The sequence below is a fragment of the Micromonospora sp. NPDC048907 genome (assembly GCF_055586885.1).
Genome location: NZ_JBVJHI010000004.1, coordinates 605709 through 621190, shown reverse-complemented (window position 1 = coordinate 621190; position 15482 = coordinate 605709). Strand labels below are relative to the sequence as shown.

17 protein-coding genes are annotated in these 15482 nt (G+C 75.6%); 15 read left to right on the top strand and 2 right to left on the bottom strand.

What is annotated here, in order from left to right:
- Positions 1-17: 17 nt before the first annotated feature.
- Genes ACZ6PY_RS16860 through ACZ6PY_RS16825 form a run of 8 tightly spaced genes read left to right on the top strand, consistent with a single transcriptional unit; the run spans position 18 to position 7731 of the window.
- Positions 18-350: a TcmI family type II polyketide cyclase gene (locus ACZ6PY_RS16860; protein ID WP_262285689.1), complete on the top strand. Its 333-nt coding sequence runs from the start codon at positions 18-20 to the stop codon at positions 348-350.
- A complete protein-coding gene (locus tag ACZ6PY_RS16855; protein ID WP_466073096.1) occupies positions 347-2074 on the top strand; it encodes an acetyl-CoA carboxylase carboxyltransferase subunit alpha in 1728 nt (575 codons plus the stop codon). The genes ACZ6PY_RS16860 and ACZ6PY_RS16855 overlap by 4 nt, the downstream gene beginning before the upstream one ends.
- Complete coding sequence (gene accB, locus ACZ6PY_RS16850) at positions 2071-2547, top strand: acetyl-CoA carboxylase biotin carboxyl carrier protein (RefSeq protein ID WP_466073094.1); 477 nt, start codon at positions 2071-2073, stop codon at positions 2545-2547. Before ACZ6PY_RS16855 ends, accB begins: the two co-directional genes overlap by 4 nt.
- Positions 2547-4052 (top strand): acetyl-CoA carboxylase biotin carboxylase subunit, encoded by a 1506-nt coding sequence (locus tag ACZ6PY_RS16845; RefSeq protein ID WP_466073092.1) that lies wholly within the window; start codon positions 2547-2549, stop codon positions 4050-4052. The genes accB and ACZ6PY_RS16845 overlap by 1 nt, the downstream gene beginning before the upstream one ends.
- Positions 4049-4756 (top strand): SRPBCC family protein, encoded by a 708-nt coding sequence (locus ACZ6PY_RS16840; protein WP_466073090.1) that lies wholly within the window; start codon positions 4049-4051, stop codon positions 4754-4756. Before ACZ6PY_RS16845 ends, ACZ6PY_RS16840 begins: the two co-directional genes overlap by 4 nt.
- Positions 4753-5160 (top strand): cupin domain-containing protein, encoded by a 408-nt coding sequence (locus ACZ6PY_RS16835; RefSeq protein WP_466073088.1) that lies wholly within the window; start codon positions 4753-4755, stop codon positions 5158-5160. The genes ACZ6PY_RS16840 and ACZ6PY_RS16835 overlap by 4 nt, the downstream gene beginning before the upstream one ends.
- Positions 5157-6425 (top strand): beta-ketoacyl-[acyl-carrier-protein] synthase family protein, encoded by a 1269-nt coding sequence (locus tag ACZ6PY_RS16830; RefSeq protein WP_466073086.1) that lies wholly within the window; start codon positions 5157-5159, stop codon positions 6423-6425. The genes ACZ6PY_RS16835 and ACZ6PY_RS16830 overlap by 4 nt, the downstream gene beginning before the upstream one ends.
- Positions 6426-6480: 55 nt before the next feature.
- Positions 6481-7731: a beta-ketoacyl synthase N-terminal-like domain-containing protein gene (locus ACZ6PY_RS16825; RefSeq protein ID WP_466073084.1), complete on the top strand. Its 1251-nt coding sequence runs from the start codon at positions 6481-6483 to the stop codon at positions 7729-7731.
- Between the two features lie 12 nt (positions 7732-7743).
- Here the strand turns inward: ACZ6PY_RS16825 and ACZ6PY_RS16820 are convergent, their stop codons facing one another.
- Positions 7744-8181: a GNAT family N-acetyltransferase gene (locus tag ACZ6PY_RS16820; RefSeq protein WP_466073083.1), complete on the bottom strand. Its 438-nt coding sequence runs from the start codon at positions 8179-8181 to the stop codon at positions 7744-7746.
- A 273-nt stretch (positions 8182-8454) separates the two neighbouring features.
- Here ACZ6PY_RS16820 and ACZ6PY_RS16815 point away from each other — a divergent pair, with 273 nt between their 5' ends.
- Entirely contained in the window at positions 8455-9837 is a 1383-nt protein-coding gene (locus ACZ6PY_RS16815; protein WP_466073081.1) for a class I adenylate-forming enzyme family protein, read from the top strand.
- Positions 9838-9845: 8 nt separating this feature from the next.
- On the opposite strand, the gene ACZ6PY_RS16810 is transcribed toward ACZ6PY_RS16815, so the two are convergent.
- Positions 9846-10454: a 4'-phosphopantetheinyl transferase family protein gene (locus ACZ6PY_RS16810; RefSeq protein ID WP_466073079.1), complete on the bottom strand. Its 609-nt coding sequence runs from the start codon at positions 10452-10454 to the stop codon at positions 9846-9848.
- Between the two features lie 17 nt (positions 10455-10471).
- Here ACZ6PY_RS16810 and ACZ6PY_RS16805 point away from each other — a divergent pair, with 17 nt between their 5' ends.
- The 6 genes from ACZ6PY_RS16805 to ACZ6PY_RS16780 are packed head-to-tail and all read left to right on the top strand — an operon-like array spanning position 10472 to position 15448.
- Positions 10472-10735 (top strand): acyl carrier protein, encoded by a 264-nt coding sequence (locus tag ACZ6PY_RS16805; protein ID WP_466073077.1) that lies wholly within the window; start codon positions 10472-10474, stop codon positions 10733-10735.
- Complete coding sequence (locus ACZ6PY_RS16800) at positions 10735-10980, top strand: acyl carrier protein (RefSeq protein ID WP_262285701.1); 246 nt, start codon at positions 10735-10737, stop codon at positions 10978-10980. Before ACZ6PY_RS16805 ends, ACZ6PY_RS16800 begins: the two co-directional genes overlap by 1 nt.
- Positions 10973-12115 (top strand): beta-ketoacyl-[acyl-carrier-protein] synthase family protein, encoded by a 1143-nt coding sequence (locus tag ACZ6PY_RS16795; RefSeq protein ID WP_466073075.1) that lies wholly within the window; start codon positions 10973-10975, stop codon positions 12113-12115. The genes ACZ6PY_RS16800 and ACZ6PY_RS16795 overlap by 8 nt, the downstream gene beginning before the upstream one ends.
- Complete coding sequence (locus ACZ6PY_RS16790; RefSeq protein ID WP_466073073.1) at positions 12112-12615, top strand: beta-ketoacyl synthase chain length factor; 504 nt, start codon at positions 12112-12114, stop codon at positions 12613-12615. The genes ACZ6PY_RS16795 and ACZ6PY_RS16790 overlap by 4 nt, the downstream gene beginning before the upstream one ends.
- Positions 12612-14228: a class I adenylate-forming enzyme family protein gene (locus ACZ6PY_RS16785; protein ID WP_466073071.1), complete on the top strand. Its 1617-nt coding sequence runs from the start codon at positions 12612-12614 to the stop codon at positions 14226-14228. Before ACZ6PY_RS16790 ends, ACZ6PY_RS16785 begins: the two co-directional genes overlap by 4 nt.
- Positions 14225-15448, top strand: coding sequence for a beta-ketoacyl-[acyl-carrier-protein] synthase family protein (locus tag ACZ6PY_RS16780; protein ID WP_466073069.1), 1224 nt, complete (start codon positions 14225-14227; stop codon positions 15446-15448). The genes ACZ6PY_RS16785 and ACZ6PY_RS16780 overlap by 4 nt, the downstream gene beginning before the upstream one ends.
- The last annotated feature ends 34 nt before the right edge of the window (positions 15449-15482 follow it).

Sequence of the window (15482 nt, the reverse complement as noted above, 5' to 3'; positions counted from 1 at the left end):
ATCCAGGGAGGCCGCGGATGGACCGCTCGCTCATCGTCGCCAAGGTGGTGCCGACCGCCGAGGATCGGGTCGCCGAGATCTTCGCCGCGTCCGACGCGACCGAGCTGCCGGGTCTGGTCGGCGTCCGGCACCGCTCCCTCTACCGGCTGCACGACCTCTACGTTCATCTCCTGGAGACGGAGGCGCCGACCGAGGGAGCGGTGGAGGAGGCGCGCGGCCATCCCGAGTTCGTCCGGGTCAGCGAACGGCTGCGCCCGTACATCTCGCCGTACCTGCCGACCTGGCGTTCGCCGCGCGACGCCATGGCGCACTGCTTCTACCGGTACGACGCCCCCGGGCGGCGGCCGTGACCACCACCGCGCCCCGGGACGAGCAGCTCTGGGCCCGCTGCGACGACTGCGCCTCGCTGCTCTACCGCAAGCGGCTGCGGCGCAACCTCGACGTCTGCCCGGAGTGCGGCTCGCACGCCCGGCTCGACGCCCCCGACCGGGTGGCGCAGCTGGTCGACCCGGACTCGTTCACGCCGCTGCCGGACCGGGCGGTGCGGGTCGACCCGATCGGGTTCGTGGACGCGCTGCCCTACCCGCACCGGCTCGGCGCGGCCCGCGCCGGCTCCGGCCTGGACGAGGCCGTGCTCTGCGGGACCGCCCGCGTCGGCGGCCACCCCGTCGCCCTCGCGGTGATGGACTTCCGCTTCCTCGGCGGCAGCCTCGGCTGTGCGGTCGGCGAGCTGATCACCCGTACCGCCGAGCGGGCGCTGGCCGACGCCACGCCGCTGGTGCTCGTCACGGCCTCCGGCGGCGCGCGGATGCAGGAGGGTGCGCTGTCGCTGATGCAGATGGCCACGGTCAGCCAGGCCGTCGCCGGGTTGCGCGAGGCGGGGCTGCTCACCGTCAGCGTCGTCACCGATCCCACCTACGGCGGGGTGGCGGCCTCCTTCGCCACCAACACCGACGTGGTGCTCGCCGAGAGCGGCGCCCGGCTGGGCTTCGCCGGCCCCCGGGTGATCCGCCAGGTCACCGGCGCCACCCTGCCCGAGGGCTTCCAGACCGCCGAGTTCCTGCTCCGCCACGGCCAGGTCGACCTGGTGGTGCCCCGGCACGCGCTGCGCGGCCGGTTGACGGCGCTGCTCGCCGCCGCCGAGGCCGGCCGGCGGGTGCCCGTACCCCGGCAGGAGCCGGCGCCGCGACCGGCCGTCACGGTCGGCGCGCCCGGACCGGCCCGGGACGCCTGGGAGACGGTGCGCACCGCCCGGCACCCCGGCCGGCCCACCACCCTGGACTACCTGGAGACCGCCTTCGACGGGTTCGTGGAGCTGCACGGCGACCGGCTCGGCGCCGACTGCCCGGCGATCGTCGGCGGGGTGGCCCGCCTGGACGGCCGCCCGGTGATGGTGATCGGCCACCAGAAGGGGCACACCACGGCGGAGCTGGTGGCCCGCAACTTCGGTATGGCCAGCCCGGCCGGACACCGCAAGGCGCTGCGGCTCATGCGCCTCGCAGCCCGGCTCCACCTGCCGGTGGTGACCCTCGTGGACACCCCCGGTGCCGACCCGGGCGTGGACGCCGAGCAGCAGGGCCAGGCCGCCGCGATCGCGGAGAACATCCTCGCGCTGAGCGTCCTGCCCACGCCCGTCGTCGCGGTGGTCACCGGCGAGGGCGGCAGCGGCGGCGCGCTCGCCCTCGCGGTCGCCGACCGGGTGCTGATGCTGGAGCACGCCGTCTACTCGGTGATCAGCCCGGAGGGCTGCGCCGCGATCCTCTGGTCGGACAGCTCGGCCGCCCCGCAGGCCGCCCGGGCGCTGCGGCTCACCGCCACCGACCTGTGCCGGCTCGGGGTGGTCGACGACGTCGTGCCCGAGCCGCGGCCCGCCGCACACAGCGATCCGGCCGGCGCGGCCGAGCTGCTGGGCCGGGCCGTGGCGGCGAACCTCGCCCCGCTGCTCGCCGTGCCGCCGGCCACCCTGGTCCGCCGCCGCCGGCAGCGGTTCCGCCGCTTCGGTGCGGCCCGGTCGGCGGGCGTGAACCCCTCGGTGGAGGCGATCGATCGGACGCGAACGGAGGTGGCGCGATGAGCGCGGACGGTGAACCCGAGGAGGTGCTGGACGGGTTGAGCCGGCACGCCCGCAAGCTGGTCGCCGAGCTGGCCGGCCCCGTGCGCCGCGTACGGCTGCGCAGCGGCGAGACCGTGCTGGAGGTCGAGTGGCACCACCCGGTCGCGCCGGCCCCCGCGCCGCGCGCCGAGGCCGACCCGGTCACCGCACCGCGGGTCGAGCCGGTTCCCGTCACGGAACGGCCGGCGGTGCGGGCGCCCGTGGTGGGCACCTTCTACCGGGCCCCCGAACCCGGCGCCGCCCCGTTCGTGGTGGTCGGCGACGTGGTCCGGCCCGGGCAGGTGGTCGGCATCGTCGAGGCGATGAAACTCATGAACGAGGTGGCCGCGGGCCAGGCCGGACGGGTGGTCGAGGTGCTGGTCGAGGACGGCAAGCCCGTCGAGTACGACCAGCCGCTGATCGCCCTGGAACCGCTCACCGGACGGGACGCCTGATGTTCGACAAGGTGCTGATCGCCAATCGGGGCGAGATCGCGTTGCGGGTGCTGCGCGCCTGCCGGGAGCTGGGCGTGCGGACGGTGGTGGTGCACTCCAGCGCCGACGCCGACTCGCTGCCGGTGCGGCTGGCCGACGAGACCGTCCAGATCGGACCGGCGTCCAGCCGGCAGAGCTACCTGAACGCCGCCGCGATCGTCGAGGCGGCCCGGCAGACCGGCGCGCAGGCCGTGCACCCCGGCTACGGCTTCCTCTCCGAGGACGCCGACTTCGCGGAGATCTGCGCGGAGAACGGTCTCGTCTTCGTGGGCCCGCCGCCGCAGGTGATGGCGGCCCTGGCGGACAAGTCCACGGCGCGGGCGCTGATGCGTCGGGCCGGCCTGCCGCTGCCGCCGGGCAGCGTGCGGACCCTGCCGACGGCCGCCGAGGCGCTCGACGTGGCCGCCGAGGTCGGCTACCCGGTGATCGTCAAGGCGGCCGCCGGCGGGGGCGGGCGCGGGATGACCGTGGTCCGCTCGGCCGCCGAGCTGCCCCGCGCGTACGCCCGCACCCGCGCCGCCGCCCAGGTCGCCTTCGGCGACGACCGGGTGTACGTCGAGCGGTACCTGGCGGACGCCCGCCACGTCGAGGTGCAGGTGCTCTGCGACGGCCACGGCAACGGCATCCACCTGGGCACCCGGGACTGCTCGGTGCAGCGCCGGCACCAGAAGCTCATCGAGGAGGCGCCCGCACCGGCGCTGCGACAGGCCACCCTGGACACCCTCGCGGAGACCGCGCTGCGCGGCGCCCTGTCGGTCGGCTTCACCGGTGCCGGCACCGTCGAGTTCCTGGTGGACGAGGCGGAGCGCTGCCACTTCCTGGAGATCAACTGCCGGATCCAGGTCGAGCACCCGGTGACCGAGCTGGTGACCGGCATCGACCTGGTCCACGAGCAGCTGCACGTGGCCGCCGGCACGCCGCTGCGCTGGCGGCAGGAGGATGTCCGGCTGCGCGGGGTGGCGGTCGAGTGCCGGGTCAACGTGGAGGATCCGGACCGGGACTTCGCCCCCGCCCCGGGCCGGCTGGACCGGTTCCGGCCGCCCGGCGGCCCGTTCACCCGGGTGGACACCCACGGCCACGTCGGCTACCTGGTCAGCCCGCACTACGACTCGCTGCTGGCCAAGGTGGCGGTCTGGGCGCCCGACCGGGACGGCGCGCTGGACCGGCTCGACCGGGCGCTCGGCGAGTTCGAGGTGGCCGGTGCGGGCGTGCGCACCACCATCCCGTTCGCCCGGCGGGTGCTGCGCGACGCCGCCTTCCGGGCCGGACGGCACACCACCGCCCTGGTCGACCGCCTGCTCCACCCGCCCGCCGCCGACGCCGCACCGGTCGCCGAGGTGGCTCCGCCCGCCGAACCGGCCGTGCCCACCCCCGTGCCCGACATCCGCGCCGACACCGACCCGGCCTGCCGTACGCCCGTCACCGCCGCGCCCGCCGCCGGCCCGAACGCCTGGAGGAACCCATGACCGTCGCTTCCGACCGACCGCTCGCCAACGAGATCACCGACATCCTGGTGACCCACTGCGGCCTGGACGCCGACGCGGCCGCCCGCACCCCGGCCGCCAGCCTGGAGGAGCTGGGCATGGACTCGCTGGCGCTGCTCGAACTCTCCGCGGTGGTGGCCGACCGGTGGCGGGTGAAGATCCCGGAGCAGGCCGGGCAGCTCAGCATCGCCGGCGTCGCCGACCTGGTGGCCCGGAAGGCGGACCCGCCGGGGCACACCGAGAACGCGGTCGACATCGCCGCCCCGCTGCCGCTGGTCTGGGAGATCACCAACGACGTGGCCCGGTGGACCGAGCTGTTCACCGAGTACGCGGCGGTCGAGATCCTGCACTCCGACGGCGACACGGTCCGCTTCCGGCTCACCATGCACCCCGACGAGAACGGCACGTCGTGGAGCTGGGTCAGCGAACGCACCGCCGACCCGGGCACCCGCGAGGTGCACGCCCGGCGGGTGGAGACCGGCCCGTTCGAGTACATGCGCATCCACTGGCGCTACGACGAGATCGACGGCGGCACCCGGATGACCTGGGTGCAGGACTTCGCCATGAAGCCCACCGCGCCGGTCGACAACGCCGGCATGACCGAGCGGATCAACACCAACAGCAAGGTCCAGCTCGCCGTCATCAAGGAGCGGATCGAGCGGGCGCACGCGGGAGGCGCGCGATGACCGACACCTCCACGGCCCGGGTCTCCGTCCACGACGTCACCGCCGACCGCCGGCGCGGCGGTGAGCTGCGGGTGCTGCTCGGCCCGAAGACCGTCGGCAGCACCTCCGGCTTCATGGGGGTGGCCACCCTCGCGCCGGGGGAGCGGATCGCCGAGCACTACCACCCCTACAGCGAGGAGTTCCTCTACGTCGCCCGCGGCGCCATCACCGTCGACCTGGACGACCGGCCGGTGCCCCTGGCGGCCGGGGAGGCGCTGTTCGTGCCCAGGGACGTGCGGCACCGGCTGCGCAACACCGGCGACGAGCCGGCCGAGGTGGTCTTCCACCTCGGGCCGCTCGCCCCCCGCCCGGAACTCGGCCACGTCGACACCGAGGGCGCCCCACCACCGCGGAAACCGTCGTGACCGGCCGGCGGACCGTGGTCACCGGCGTCGGCGTCGTCGCACCCGGCGGCGCCACCCGGGACCGGTTCTGGAAGACCATCACCGAGGGCCGCACCGCCACCCGGCGGATCAGCTTCTTCGACCCGTCGCCGTTCCGCTCGCAGATCGCCGCCGAGTGCGACTTCGACCCGGACGCCGCGGGCATCACCCTCGCCGAGCGGCTGCGCGCCGACCGGTACGTGCAGTTCGCCCTGGCCTGCTCCGCCGAGGCGCTCGCCGACAGCGGCCTCACGCTCACCGACGCCGACCGGGAGCGGGCCGGCGTGGTGCTCGGCACCGCCGTCGGCGGCACCATGGCGCTGGAGAAGGAGTACGTGCGGGTCAGCGACTCCGGCCGGAACTGGCTGGTCGACCACACCCTCGGCGGCCCGTACCTGTACCAGGCGCTGATCCCGAGCAGCCTGGCCGCCGACGTGGCCTGCCGGCACGGCCTGCACGGCCCGGCGCAGGTGGTCTCCACCGGCTGCACGTCCGGCATCGACGCCATCGGGTACGCCCACCAGCTCGTCGCCGACGGCGAGGCGGACATCGTGCTGGCCGGTGCCGCCGACTCGCCGATCTCCCCGGTCACCGTCGCCTCGTTCGACGCCATCGGCGCCACCAGCCCGGACAACGACGACCCGGAGCACGCCTCCCGGCCGTTCGACGCCGACCGGCACGGCTTCGTCCTGGCCGAGGGCGCGGCCGTGCTGGTGCTGGAGGAGGCCGAGCACGCCCGGCGGCGGGGCGCGCACGTCTACTGCGAGGTGGCCGGCTACGCCAGCCGCAGCAACGGTTTCCACATGACCGGGCTGCGCCCCGACGGGGCGGAGATGGCCGTGGCGATCACCGACGCGCTCCGCCAGGCCCGGCTCGCCCCGTCGGCCGTGTCGTACGTCAGCGCGCACGGCTCCGGCACCCGGCAGAACGACCGGCACGAGACGGCCGCGTTCAAGCGGGCGTTGGGCGCGGCGGCGTACCGGGTGCCGATCAGTTCGATCAAGTCGATGGTGGGGCACTCGCTCGGCGCGATCGGCTCCATCGAGATGGCGGCGTGTGCGCTGGCCATCGAGTACGGCGTGGTGCCGCCGACCGCCAACTGGGCCACCCGGGACCCGGAGTGCGACCTGGACTACGTGCCCAACGAGGCCCGGGAGGTGCCGGTGGACGTGGCACTGTCGGTGGGTAGCGGCTTCGGCGGCTTCCAGTCCGCGATGATCTTCCGCCGGCTGGCGGTCCACCCGTGAGCGCGAGGAGTGAGCCGGTGATGCGAGCCCCGCAGTCGCGAACAGGGACGGCGCGGTGACCGCCCGGGCCGTGGTCACCGGGATCGGGGTGGTCGCCCCGACCGGTGTCGGCGCCGACGCGCACTGGGACTCGGTGCTCGCGGGCACCCGCCGCACCGGGCCGATCACCCTGTTCGACCCGGCCGGCTATCCGACCCGGGTGGCCGGGGAGGTGCCCGGCTTCGACCCGGCCGGGTTCAGCGACACCCGGCAGCGGGTGCAGACCGACAGGTGGACGCACCTCGGCTTCGCCGCCACCCGGCTGGCCCTGACCGACGCCGGCCTGCCCGAGGAGGCGCCCGACCCGTACCAGTGGGCGGTCACCCTGGCCAGCTCCTCGGGCGGCAACCTGTTCGGGCAGCGGGAGCTGCAACGGCTCTGGGGCGGGCCGAGCCGGACCGTCGGGGCGTACCAGTCGATCGCCTGGTTCTATGCGGCCAGCGTGGGGCAGCTCTCCATCCGGCACCAGCTCAAGGGGCCCTGCGGGGTGACCGTCTCCGAGTCGGCCGGCGGGCTGGACAGCCTCGCCCACGCGGTCCGGACCATCCGGCGCGGCACCCCGCTGGTGGTGGCCGGGGCGACCGAGTGCCCGCTGAGCCCGTACGCGCTGGCCTGCCAGCTCCGCTCCGGGCTGCTCAGCGACGTGGCCGACCCGGAGCGGGCGTACCGGCCGTTCGACACCGGCGCCACCGGGTACGTGCCCGCCGAGGGCGGCGCCGTCTTCGTGGTGGAGGAGCTGGGGCACGCCCTCGCCCGGGGCGCCCGGATCTACGGGGAGATCACCGGCTGGGCGGCCACGCACGACGCGGCGCCGACCGACCGGGAGGCCGGGCCGGACCCGACCCACTACGCCCGGGCGCTGCGGCTGGCCCTGGACCGGGCCGCGGTCCGCCCGCACGACGTGGACGTCATCTGGCCGGACGCGCTGGGCGTGCCGGCGTACGACCGGGCCGAGGCGGCCGCCCTGCGCGCGGTCTTCGGTGCGACGACCCCGCCGGTGACCACCCAGAAGCCGCTGACCGGCCGGGCCCACCAGGGCGGTTCGGCGCTGGACGCGGCGACCGCGCTGCTCGCCTTCCACCACGGCCTGCTGCCCGCCTCCGCCGGGCCGGAGCAGCCGGCGCCGGGCTGCGAGCTGACCTTCCTGCGGCGGCCGCGCCCGCCGCGCAGCCGCATCGCCCTGGTCGGGGCGCGCGGCTTCGACGGCTTCAACAGCGCGGTGGTCCTCCGCGGCGCCGCGCCCCCGCCCGCGGGGGGCGAGACGTGACGGGGCGTCGCGTCAGGACGGTCGCGCCAGGTACGCCGTCTTGACGTCGCCGGAGAACCCGCAGGCCCGGTAGAAGGCGTGGGTCGCGGGCCGGCGCGAGCCGGTCATCAGCATCGCCTTGTAACAGCCCGCGTCCCACGCGGCCTGGAGCGTGCCGGCCATGATCTGCTTGCCCAGGCCGGTGCCGCGCCGCGACTCGTCGACGACGACGTTCTCGATGACGGCGTACGGCGATGCCGACCGGGTGATATTGGGAATCACGTTGAGATACGTGCTGGCGACGACCATTCCGTCCAGTTCGAGGACGAACAGGTGCAGCGCCGGATTGCTCAGGATCTGCGCGAAGGCCCGTTCATCGGAGCCGTCGGTCAATCGCGGGTCCTCGGGCTGCAGTTGCCGGTAGAGGCGGATGATCTGCGCGAAGTCGTCGGGCCGGGCCGCACGGAACATACCGCGAGCGTAGCCACCCGCCGGGCCGCACCGCGCGCCGCCGAGCGCAGCGTCGAGCGGCCGGCGGGCTACCGAGCCGGCGTGGCACCGATCCTGCCTGTCCGATCGAGCCTGAGCAATCCGCCCGGCCGCCCTTATTGATCTAGCCATTTGCATGTAGCAATGGATCCAACGGCTGTCGTACTGTTCCGTCAGCACCCCGGGAAACGCACGTGTTGGGCGTATTTCGCCCACTTCGAGGCTGGGCGGTGGGCGGTCGTGACAGCACATCCTATGGCGGAAGATCCTGTGTCGACAGATGCGAGTTGGGTGGACGACATTCTGTTCACCGGGCGTCCCACCGACATTTGTCTCCGCCTGCCCGAGCCGGTCGACAAGGCGACCCTGCGCCGCCTCGTCGGCGAGGCGCAGACCCGTCTCGCCGACGCCGGCCTGCGCCCCGGCGGCGCCGCCGCGCTGCGGCTGCCCCCGTCGCTGGCGTACGTGGTGCACCTGCTGGCCACCTGGCGCACCGGCGCCCAGGCGATCCTGCTCGACCACCGGCTCACCGACCACGAGGTCGACAAGGCCCTGCGCCGGCTCACCCCGCAGGTGGTCGTCGCCCCGGTGCGGACCGGCGGCGGGGCGCTGCGGATCTTCGTCGACGTCACCGCGGGCGTCACGCCGTACTCGGACCGCCCGGCCGGCAGCCCGCACGCGGTGATCCAGCTCAGCTCCGGCTCCACCGGGCCGTCCAAGGTGATCGGGCGCACCGCCGAGGACCTGGTCGGCGAGGTGCACCGCTACACCCGGATCGACGGGGTGGCGCTGCCCGGCGAGCGGATCGTCCTGCTGCCCTCCATGGTGCACGTGCTCGGTCTCGTCGGCGGCCTGCTCTACGGGCTGCACGCCGGCGTCGAGCTGTGCCCGCCGGAGCGGCTCAGCGGCGACGCGATCCTCGCCGCCGTCGCCGCCCAGGACAGCCCGGCCACCGTCCTCGGTGTGCCGTTCCACATCGGCCTGCTCGCCTCCACCGTGCCGGCCGGGCCACTGCCGCAGCTCCGGCGCATGACCACCGGCGGCGAGCTGGTCCCGGCCGCCGTGGCCCGCGCCTTCACCGACCGCTACGGCGTTCCGCTCGGCAACATGTACGGGATGACCGAGGTCGGCGTCATCGGCACCGACCTGTACGGGGCGCACCGCCCGGCCATCGCCCCCGCCCCCGGCATCCGGGTCCGCGAGTCCGGCGGTGAACTGTGGGTGAGCTGCCCGGCCAACCCGTACGTCGGGCTCGCCGACCCGACCCGCTGGGCCGACGGCTGGCTGCACACCCGCGACGCCGGCGCGGTCGACCCGGGGACCGGGCTGGTCACCGTCAAGGGCCGCCTCGACTCGCAGGTTTCGGTGGGCGGCATGAAGGTCGACCTCACCGAGGTGGAGGCCACCGTCGCCGAGCTGCCCGGGGTGACCGCCGCCGTGGTGGTCTGGGACGACGGCGTCATCGCGTACGTGCAGACCGACGGCTCGCTCACCGAGGACACCCTGGACAAGCTGCTCGCCGAGCGCCTGGCCGGCTACAAACGGCCCCGGACCCTGCACCTGCTCGACCAGCTGCCCCGCACCACCACCGGCAAGCTGGTCCGCTCCGCCCCGGCGCTCCGGGACGCCGCGTCATGACCGGCCCGCTACGCGAGGGCGACCTCGACCGGCCCGGCCGCCCCGGCGACCGCGACGGCGAGCACCAGGCCCCCGCCGCCGGTCGGATGGCCGACCCGCACCCCGGGACAGCCGGGGACCGGGCGCAGCAGCTCGCCGCCGCCGTCCGGCGCGGGCATCCGGCGGCGCAGCCCACCGCCGCGCAGCCCGACCCCGAGCGCCTTGCCGACCGCCTCCTTGGCCGTCCACAGGCGCAGGAAGTCCAGCTCCCGGTCGGCTTCGGCCCGGGCGGCCAGCCACGCCGCCTCGTCCGGGTCGTACCAGCGCCGGGCCAGGGGCGTGGCGGGCAGCGGCCGGCGCCGCTCGACGTCCACCCCGACCGGTCCGCCCGCCCGGGCGGCCACCACGACCACCCCGCCGACGTGGCTGACGCTGACCGGCAGCGTCCGCCCGCCGGCCGCGTGCACCTCCGGGCGCCCGCCGGGCGTCCGTCCCACCCCGATCTCCGCCTCGGGCCGGCCGAGCAACGCGCCACCCGCGCGCCTCAGCAGCCGCCGCGCCAGCTCCCGCTGGTCGCCGGCGGTCCGGCCGATCCACACGTACACGGTGTCCCGACCGGGCACCGGTAGCTGGTTCACGGAAAGAGGTTAACGCCATGCGAGACGAGGTCCGCGCCTTCGTCGTCGAGCAGCTCGCCGACATGAACTACGACGTCGAGGACATCGACGACGACACCACCCTCGGCCCCTCCGGCGTCGACCTCGAGTCGCTGGCCCTGGCCGACCTCGCGGTCCGGGTCGAGGACCGGTACGGCGTGAAGTTCGCCGACGACGAGTCGGAGAAGCTGGCCCTCATGACGGTCGGCGAGTTCACCACGATGGTCGCCGCCCGGGCGGCCGCGAACAGCGACGACGCCTGATGACCGGTCAGCCCGACCTGGGGCGAGCTGACCTGGTGAGCATGCTCGCCGAACTGACCGCGAAACCCGTCGACCAGGTGCCCGACCGGATCGGCTCGATGGAGCTGGCCTGGCTCGTGCACCTCGTCGAGCAACGCTACGACCGCCGGTTGGAGCTGACCGACGACCAGCTCGCCGGCATCCGCACCGTCGACGACGCGCTCGCGGTGTTCCAGACCTCGCTGACCGTTCCCGCAGATGGCTGAGCGGGAGGCCGTACGGATCACCGGCGTCCACGCGCTCAGCGCCCTCGGCAGGGGCGCCGACGCGCTGCTCGCCGGGGTGCTCGCCGGCACCCCGGCGTTCACACCGGTGCGCCGCTTCGACACCGCCGGCCGTCGGGTCACCGTGGCGGCCACCCTGCCCGAGGTCGGCACCCTCGCCGACGAGCTGACCGACGCGGTCGACCGCGCGTGCCGGGCGGCCGGCCTGGACCGCACGCACCGGGCCGGCGCCGCGCTGTTCCTGGCGGCGCACGGCGGTCCGCACTCGCTGCCGGCGCCGCGGGGCCCGGGCGGCGGGGACGCCGGGCCGGCGGTGCCGGCGCTCGCCGGCCACCTGGCCCGCCGCTGCGGGCTCGGGGAACGCACCCGCGTCTACACCACCGCCTGCGTGTCGGCGAGCACCGCGGTCGCCGACGCCGCCACCCTGATCGGCCGGGGCGACCTGGACCGGGTCGTGGTCGCCGCCGGCTACCTGGTCGAGCCGGACCAGTACGCCCTCTTCGACGCCGGCCGGGCGCTCGCCGCCGACGGGGCGGTCCGACCGTTCAGCGCCGGCCGGCAGGGGCTGCTGCTCGGCGACGGGGTGGTGGCCGTGGTGCTCGAGTCGGCCCGCGCCGCCGCCGGACGGGGCGCCCCGACCCTGGGGACGGTGGCCGGCTGGGGGCGGGCCGGCGACGCGTACCACCCGTGCCAGCCGCACCCGCGAGGGCTGGGCCTAGCCCGGGCGGTCGAGGCGGCGCTGCGCCGGGCCGGGCTGCCCGGCGCGGCGGTGGGCTACGTCAACGCCAACGCCACCGGCACCCCGTACAGCGACGCGTCGGAGGCGGCGGCGCTGGGCCGGGTGTTCGGCGCGGCGGCCGGGCGGATCCCGGTCAGCTCCACGAAGGCGGTGCACGGCCACGCGCTGGAGGCGTCCGGCCTGCTCGAACTGGCGGTCACCGTGCTCGCGCTCGGGCACGGCAAGCTGCCGGTCAACGCCGGCTGGCTCGGCCCCGACGAGAGCTGCCCGCTGGACGTCGTCACCGACGCGCCGCGCCCGGCGGCCACCGCCCACGCGCTGACCCTCAACGCCGCGTTCGGCGGCGCGAACACCGCCCTGCTGGTCGGTGCGCCGTGACCGCCGCCGTACTGGCCGAGGCGCGCTGGCCGGAGGCCGGGGACGGGCCGCCGCCGGCCGTGCCGGGCTTCGTGCACTCGGCGTTCGCGCCGCTGGTGGTGGCCGTGGCCGACCGCTGCCTGCGCGCCCGGTACGGCGCGGGGCCGCTGCCCGCCGGCAACCGCACGGCGGTGCTGCTGGTCAGCGCGAGCGGCGACCGGGCCAGCGCCGCGCACGTCCGGGCCACGGTCGCGGCCGGTGGCCGGGTCGGTCCGCTGTTCTTCTTCCAGTCGGTGCCGAACAGCGTGGCCGGGCACGTCGCGGCGCGCTGGGGACTGGACGGGCCGGTGGTGTGCCTGAGCCCGACGGGGGACGCACGGGCGGAGGGCGCCGCCGAGGCGGCTCTGCTGCTGTACGACGGCGACGCCGCGCAGGCGTTGCTGGTCCTGGTCGAACAGGCACCGGACGGTACGCCGGGCGAGGCGACCGCCGTGCTGCTGGGGGAGGGAACACGTCAATGAGGACGAGGGGACTGCGCGGTGCCCTGGCCGCCGACACCGAGCTGGGCGCGGGGAACGTGCTCGCCCGGGTGCTGGCCCACGGCGCGGACCGGGACGGACCCGGGCTCACCTTCGACACCGCGGTCGACGGCCACCCGGCCGAGACCCCGCTGACCCTGGGCAGGCTCGACGAGCTGGTCGCCGCCCGGGCCGCCTGGCTGCACGAGCGCGGGATCAGGCCGCGCGACCCGGTCGCCGTCTGGGCCGGTTCCGCCGCCGACATGGTGCTGTCGTTCCTGGCGCTGGCCCGGCTCGGCGCGATCCCGGCGCTGATGAACGGCCGGCTGCGCCCGGAGATCGCCGCCGAGTACATCCGCCGGCTGCGCGCCGCCGGGGTGCTCGCCGACGCCGCGCACACCGCGGCGCTGCACGGGCACGACCTGGGCGCGCCCCTGCTCGGCGAGCCCGCCGAGGCGGGCGGCGGCGACCCGGCCGCGGCCCCGCCGCACTACCGGCACCACGACGACGACCCGGTCGTCATCACCCACACCTCCGGCACCACCGGGGTGCCGAAGGCGGTGCTGCACTCGCACGCCAGCCTCTTCGCCGCCACCCGGCACCTGCTCGCGATGCCGCAGGCGCAGGGCACCACCCGGATCCTCAACGCGCTGCCCGCCCCGCACACCGCGACGGTGCTGATGGTCAACCAGGCACTGGGCAACCGGGCCGAGATGTACCTCCTCTCCGAGCAGGGCGGCGAGCGGGTGCTCGACGCGATCCAGCGCTGGCGGCCGGACGGCGTGTTCGGGTTCTCCGTCACCTGGGCCGAGCTGGCCCGCTTCGACCTGTCCGCGTACGACCTGGAGTCGGTGCGGCTGTGGTTCAACACCGGCGACTGCTCGCACGAACCGCACGTGCGCCGGCTGGTCAAGGTGGGCTCGCGGGACGTGATGACCCGCGACGGCGTGACCCGGGTGCCCGGCTCGGTCTTCATCGACGGGCTGGGCTCCAGCGAGATGGGTCACTCGATGTTCCACGTCACGCACACCGTCGACACCGACCGGTACGGCCGCTGCGTCGGCCGCCCGTACCGGTTCACCCGGGTGGCCGTGCTCGACGAGGTGGGCAACGAGCTGCCGCCCGGGCAGGTCGGCTGGCTGGGCATCGACTCGCCGTCGCTGTTCCGCGGCTACTGGAACGACTCGGTCACCACCTACCGGTCCCGGCTGCGCGGCTGGTACCTCACCGGCGACCTGGTCCGCGCCGACGCCGACGGCCGCTACTACCACCTCGACCGGGCCGTGGACTCCGTCGAGACGGGCGACGGGAAACGCTTCTTCACCGCGCTGTCCGAGGAGCGGATCCTCGCCGCCTGCGCCGACGTCACCGACTGCACGGTGGTGATCGTCTCCGAGGGCGGCACGGTGGTCACCGACGTGCTGCTGGAGCTGGCCGCCGGGGCGGACCCGGCCGAGGACCGCACCGCCCGCATCCGGGCCGCGATCGGGCCGGACCTGGCCGCCACGCTGCGCCGGGTGGTGCCGGTGCGCGCCGAGGACATCCCGGTCACCGTCACCGGCAAGGTCCGCAAGGTGGCGCTGCGCGAGCGCTATCTCGCCGAGGCTCCGGCATGAGCGCCGTCATCACCGGCATGGGGCTGTTCACCCCGGCCGGCCGGGGCGTCGAGGAGACGTTCGCGGCGCTCACCACCGGACGGTCCGGGTTGCGCCGGCCGCCCGAGGGGCACCCGGCGCGGGACAGCCTCGAGGTGGCCGGGATCCTGCCGGACATCGACCCGCGCAGCGTCGCCTCCGGTCCGGAGACCAAGGTGCTCGACCGGATCGTGCTGCTCGCCCTGATCACCGCGGCCGAGGCGCTCGCCGACGCCGGCATCGAGGTGGGGCGCGACGTCGACCCGGACCGGATCGGGGTGATCGTCGGCGGGGTCGGCGGGATGTCCACCCTGGAGAGTCAGGTCCTGGCCCGCGCCGCGCGGGGCCGGGCGGCGGTCAGCCCGTACCTGCTCACCGGCATCCTGCCGAACATGCCGTCGGCCCGGATCGCCATCGCCCACGGCATCCGGGGCTACAGCTCCGCGGTGGGCACCGCCTGCGCCTCCGGCGCCCAGGCGGTGGCCGACGGGGTACGCCTCATCCGGGCCGGCGAGGCCGACGTGGTGGTCTGCGGGGCGAGTGAGGCACCGCTGTTCCCGACCTTCGCCGACACCTTCGGCAACGCCCGCGCCCTGGCCCGGGGCTGGGACGACCCCACCGAGGCCAGCCGACCGTTCGACAAGCGGCGCAACGGTTTCGTGCTGGCCGAGGGGGCGGCGCTGCTGGTGCTGGAACGCGCCGAGCACGCCGCCGCGCGGGGGGTCACCGGCTACGCCGAGGTCGCCGGCTACGGGGTGAACACCGACGCCCACCACCCGACCGCGCCCCGGCCGGACGGCGCGGGGGCGGCGGCGTGCATGCGCCGGGCGCTGGCCGGCGGGGGAGTGACGCCGACCGAGGTCGGCTACGTCAACGCGCACGGCACCGGCACGAAACTCGGCGACATCGCCGAGACCACCGCCCTCGCCGCGGTGTTCGGGGTGGGCGGGGTGCCGGTCAGCTCCACCAAGGCGCTCACCGGGCACCTGCTCGGTACCTCCGGCGTGCTGGAGGCGGCGGCCACCGCCCTCGCCCTCGGGCGCGGGCTGCTCCCGCCCACCTACCACCTCGACGACCCGGACCCGGACTGCGAGGCGGACCACGTCCGCGCCGCGCCCCGGGAGACCCGGGCCGAGCACGCGCTGACCAACTCGTTCGGGTTCGGCGGCCAGAACGTCAGCCTGCTGCTGCGCCGCAACTGATCGGACGCCGTCCCGGGCGGACGCCCGGGTCGCA

Coding starts and splice junctions, on each gene's coding strand:
- accB (WP_466073094.1), top strand. CDS start 2,071: ATGAGCGCGGACGGTGAACCCGAGGAGGTGCTGGACGGGTTGAGCCGG.
- ACZ6PY_RS16800 (WP_262285701.1), top strand. CDS start 10,735: ATGACCGGTCAGCCCGACCTGGGGCGAGCTGACCTGGTGAGCATGCTC.
- ACZ6PY_RS16805 (WP_466073077.1), top strand. CDS start 10,472: ATGCGAGACGAGGTCCGCGCCTTCGTCGTCGAGCAGCTCGCCGACATG.
- ACZ6PY_RS16780 (WP_466073069.1), top strand. CDS start 14,225: ATGAGCGCCGTCATCACCGGCATGGGGCTGTTCACCCCGGCCGGCCGG.
- ACZ6PY_RS16795 (WP_466073075.1), top strand. CDS start 10,973: ATGGCTGAGCGGGAGGCCGTACGGATCACCGGCGTCCACGCGCTCAGC.
- ACZ6PY_RS16840 (WP_466073090.1), top strand. CDS start 4,049: ATGACCGTCGCTTCCGACCGACCGCTCGCCAACGAGATCACCGACATC.
- ACZ6PY_RS16845 (WP_466073092.1), top strand. CDS start 2,547: ATGTTCGACAAGGTGCTGATCGCCAATCGGGGCGAGATCGCGTTGCGG.
- ACZ6PY_RS16815 (WP_466073081.1), top strand. CDS start 8,455: ATGGCGGAAGATCCTGTGTCGACAGATGCGAGTTGGGTGGACGACATT.
- ACZ6PY_RS16835 (WP_466073088.1), top strand. CDS start 4,753: ATGACCGACACCTCCACGGCCCGGGTCTCCGTCCACGACGTCACCGCC.
- ACZ6PY_RS16820 (WP_466073083.1), bottom strand. CDS start 8,181: ATGTTCCGTGCGGCCCGGCCCGACGACTTCGCGCAGATCATCCGCCTC.
- ACZ6PY_RS16785 (WP_466073071.1), top strand. CDS start 12,612: ATGAGGACGAGGGGACTGCGCGGTGCCCTGGCCGCCGACACCGAGCTG.
- ACZ6PY_RS16860 (WP_262285689.1), top strand. CDS start 18: ATGGACCGCTCGCTCATCGTCGCCAAGGTGGTGCCGACCGCCGAGGAT.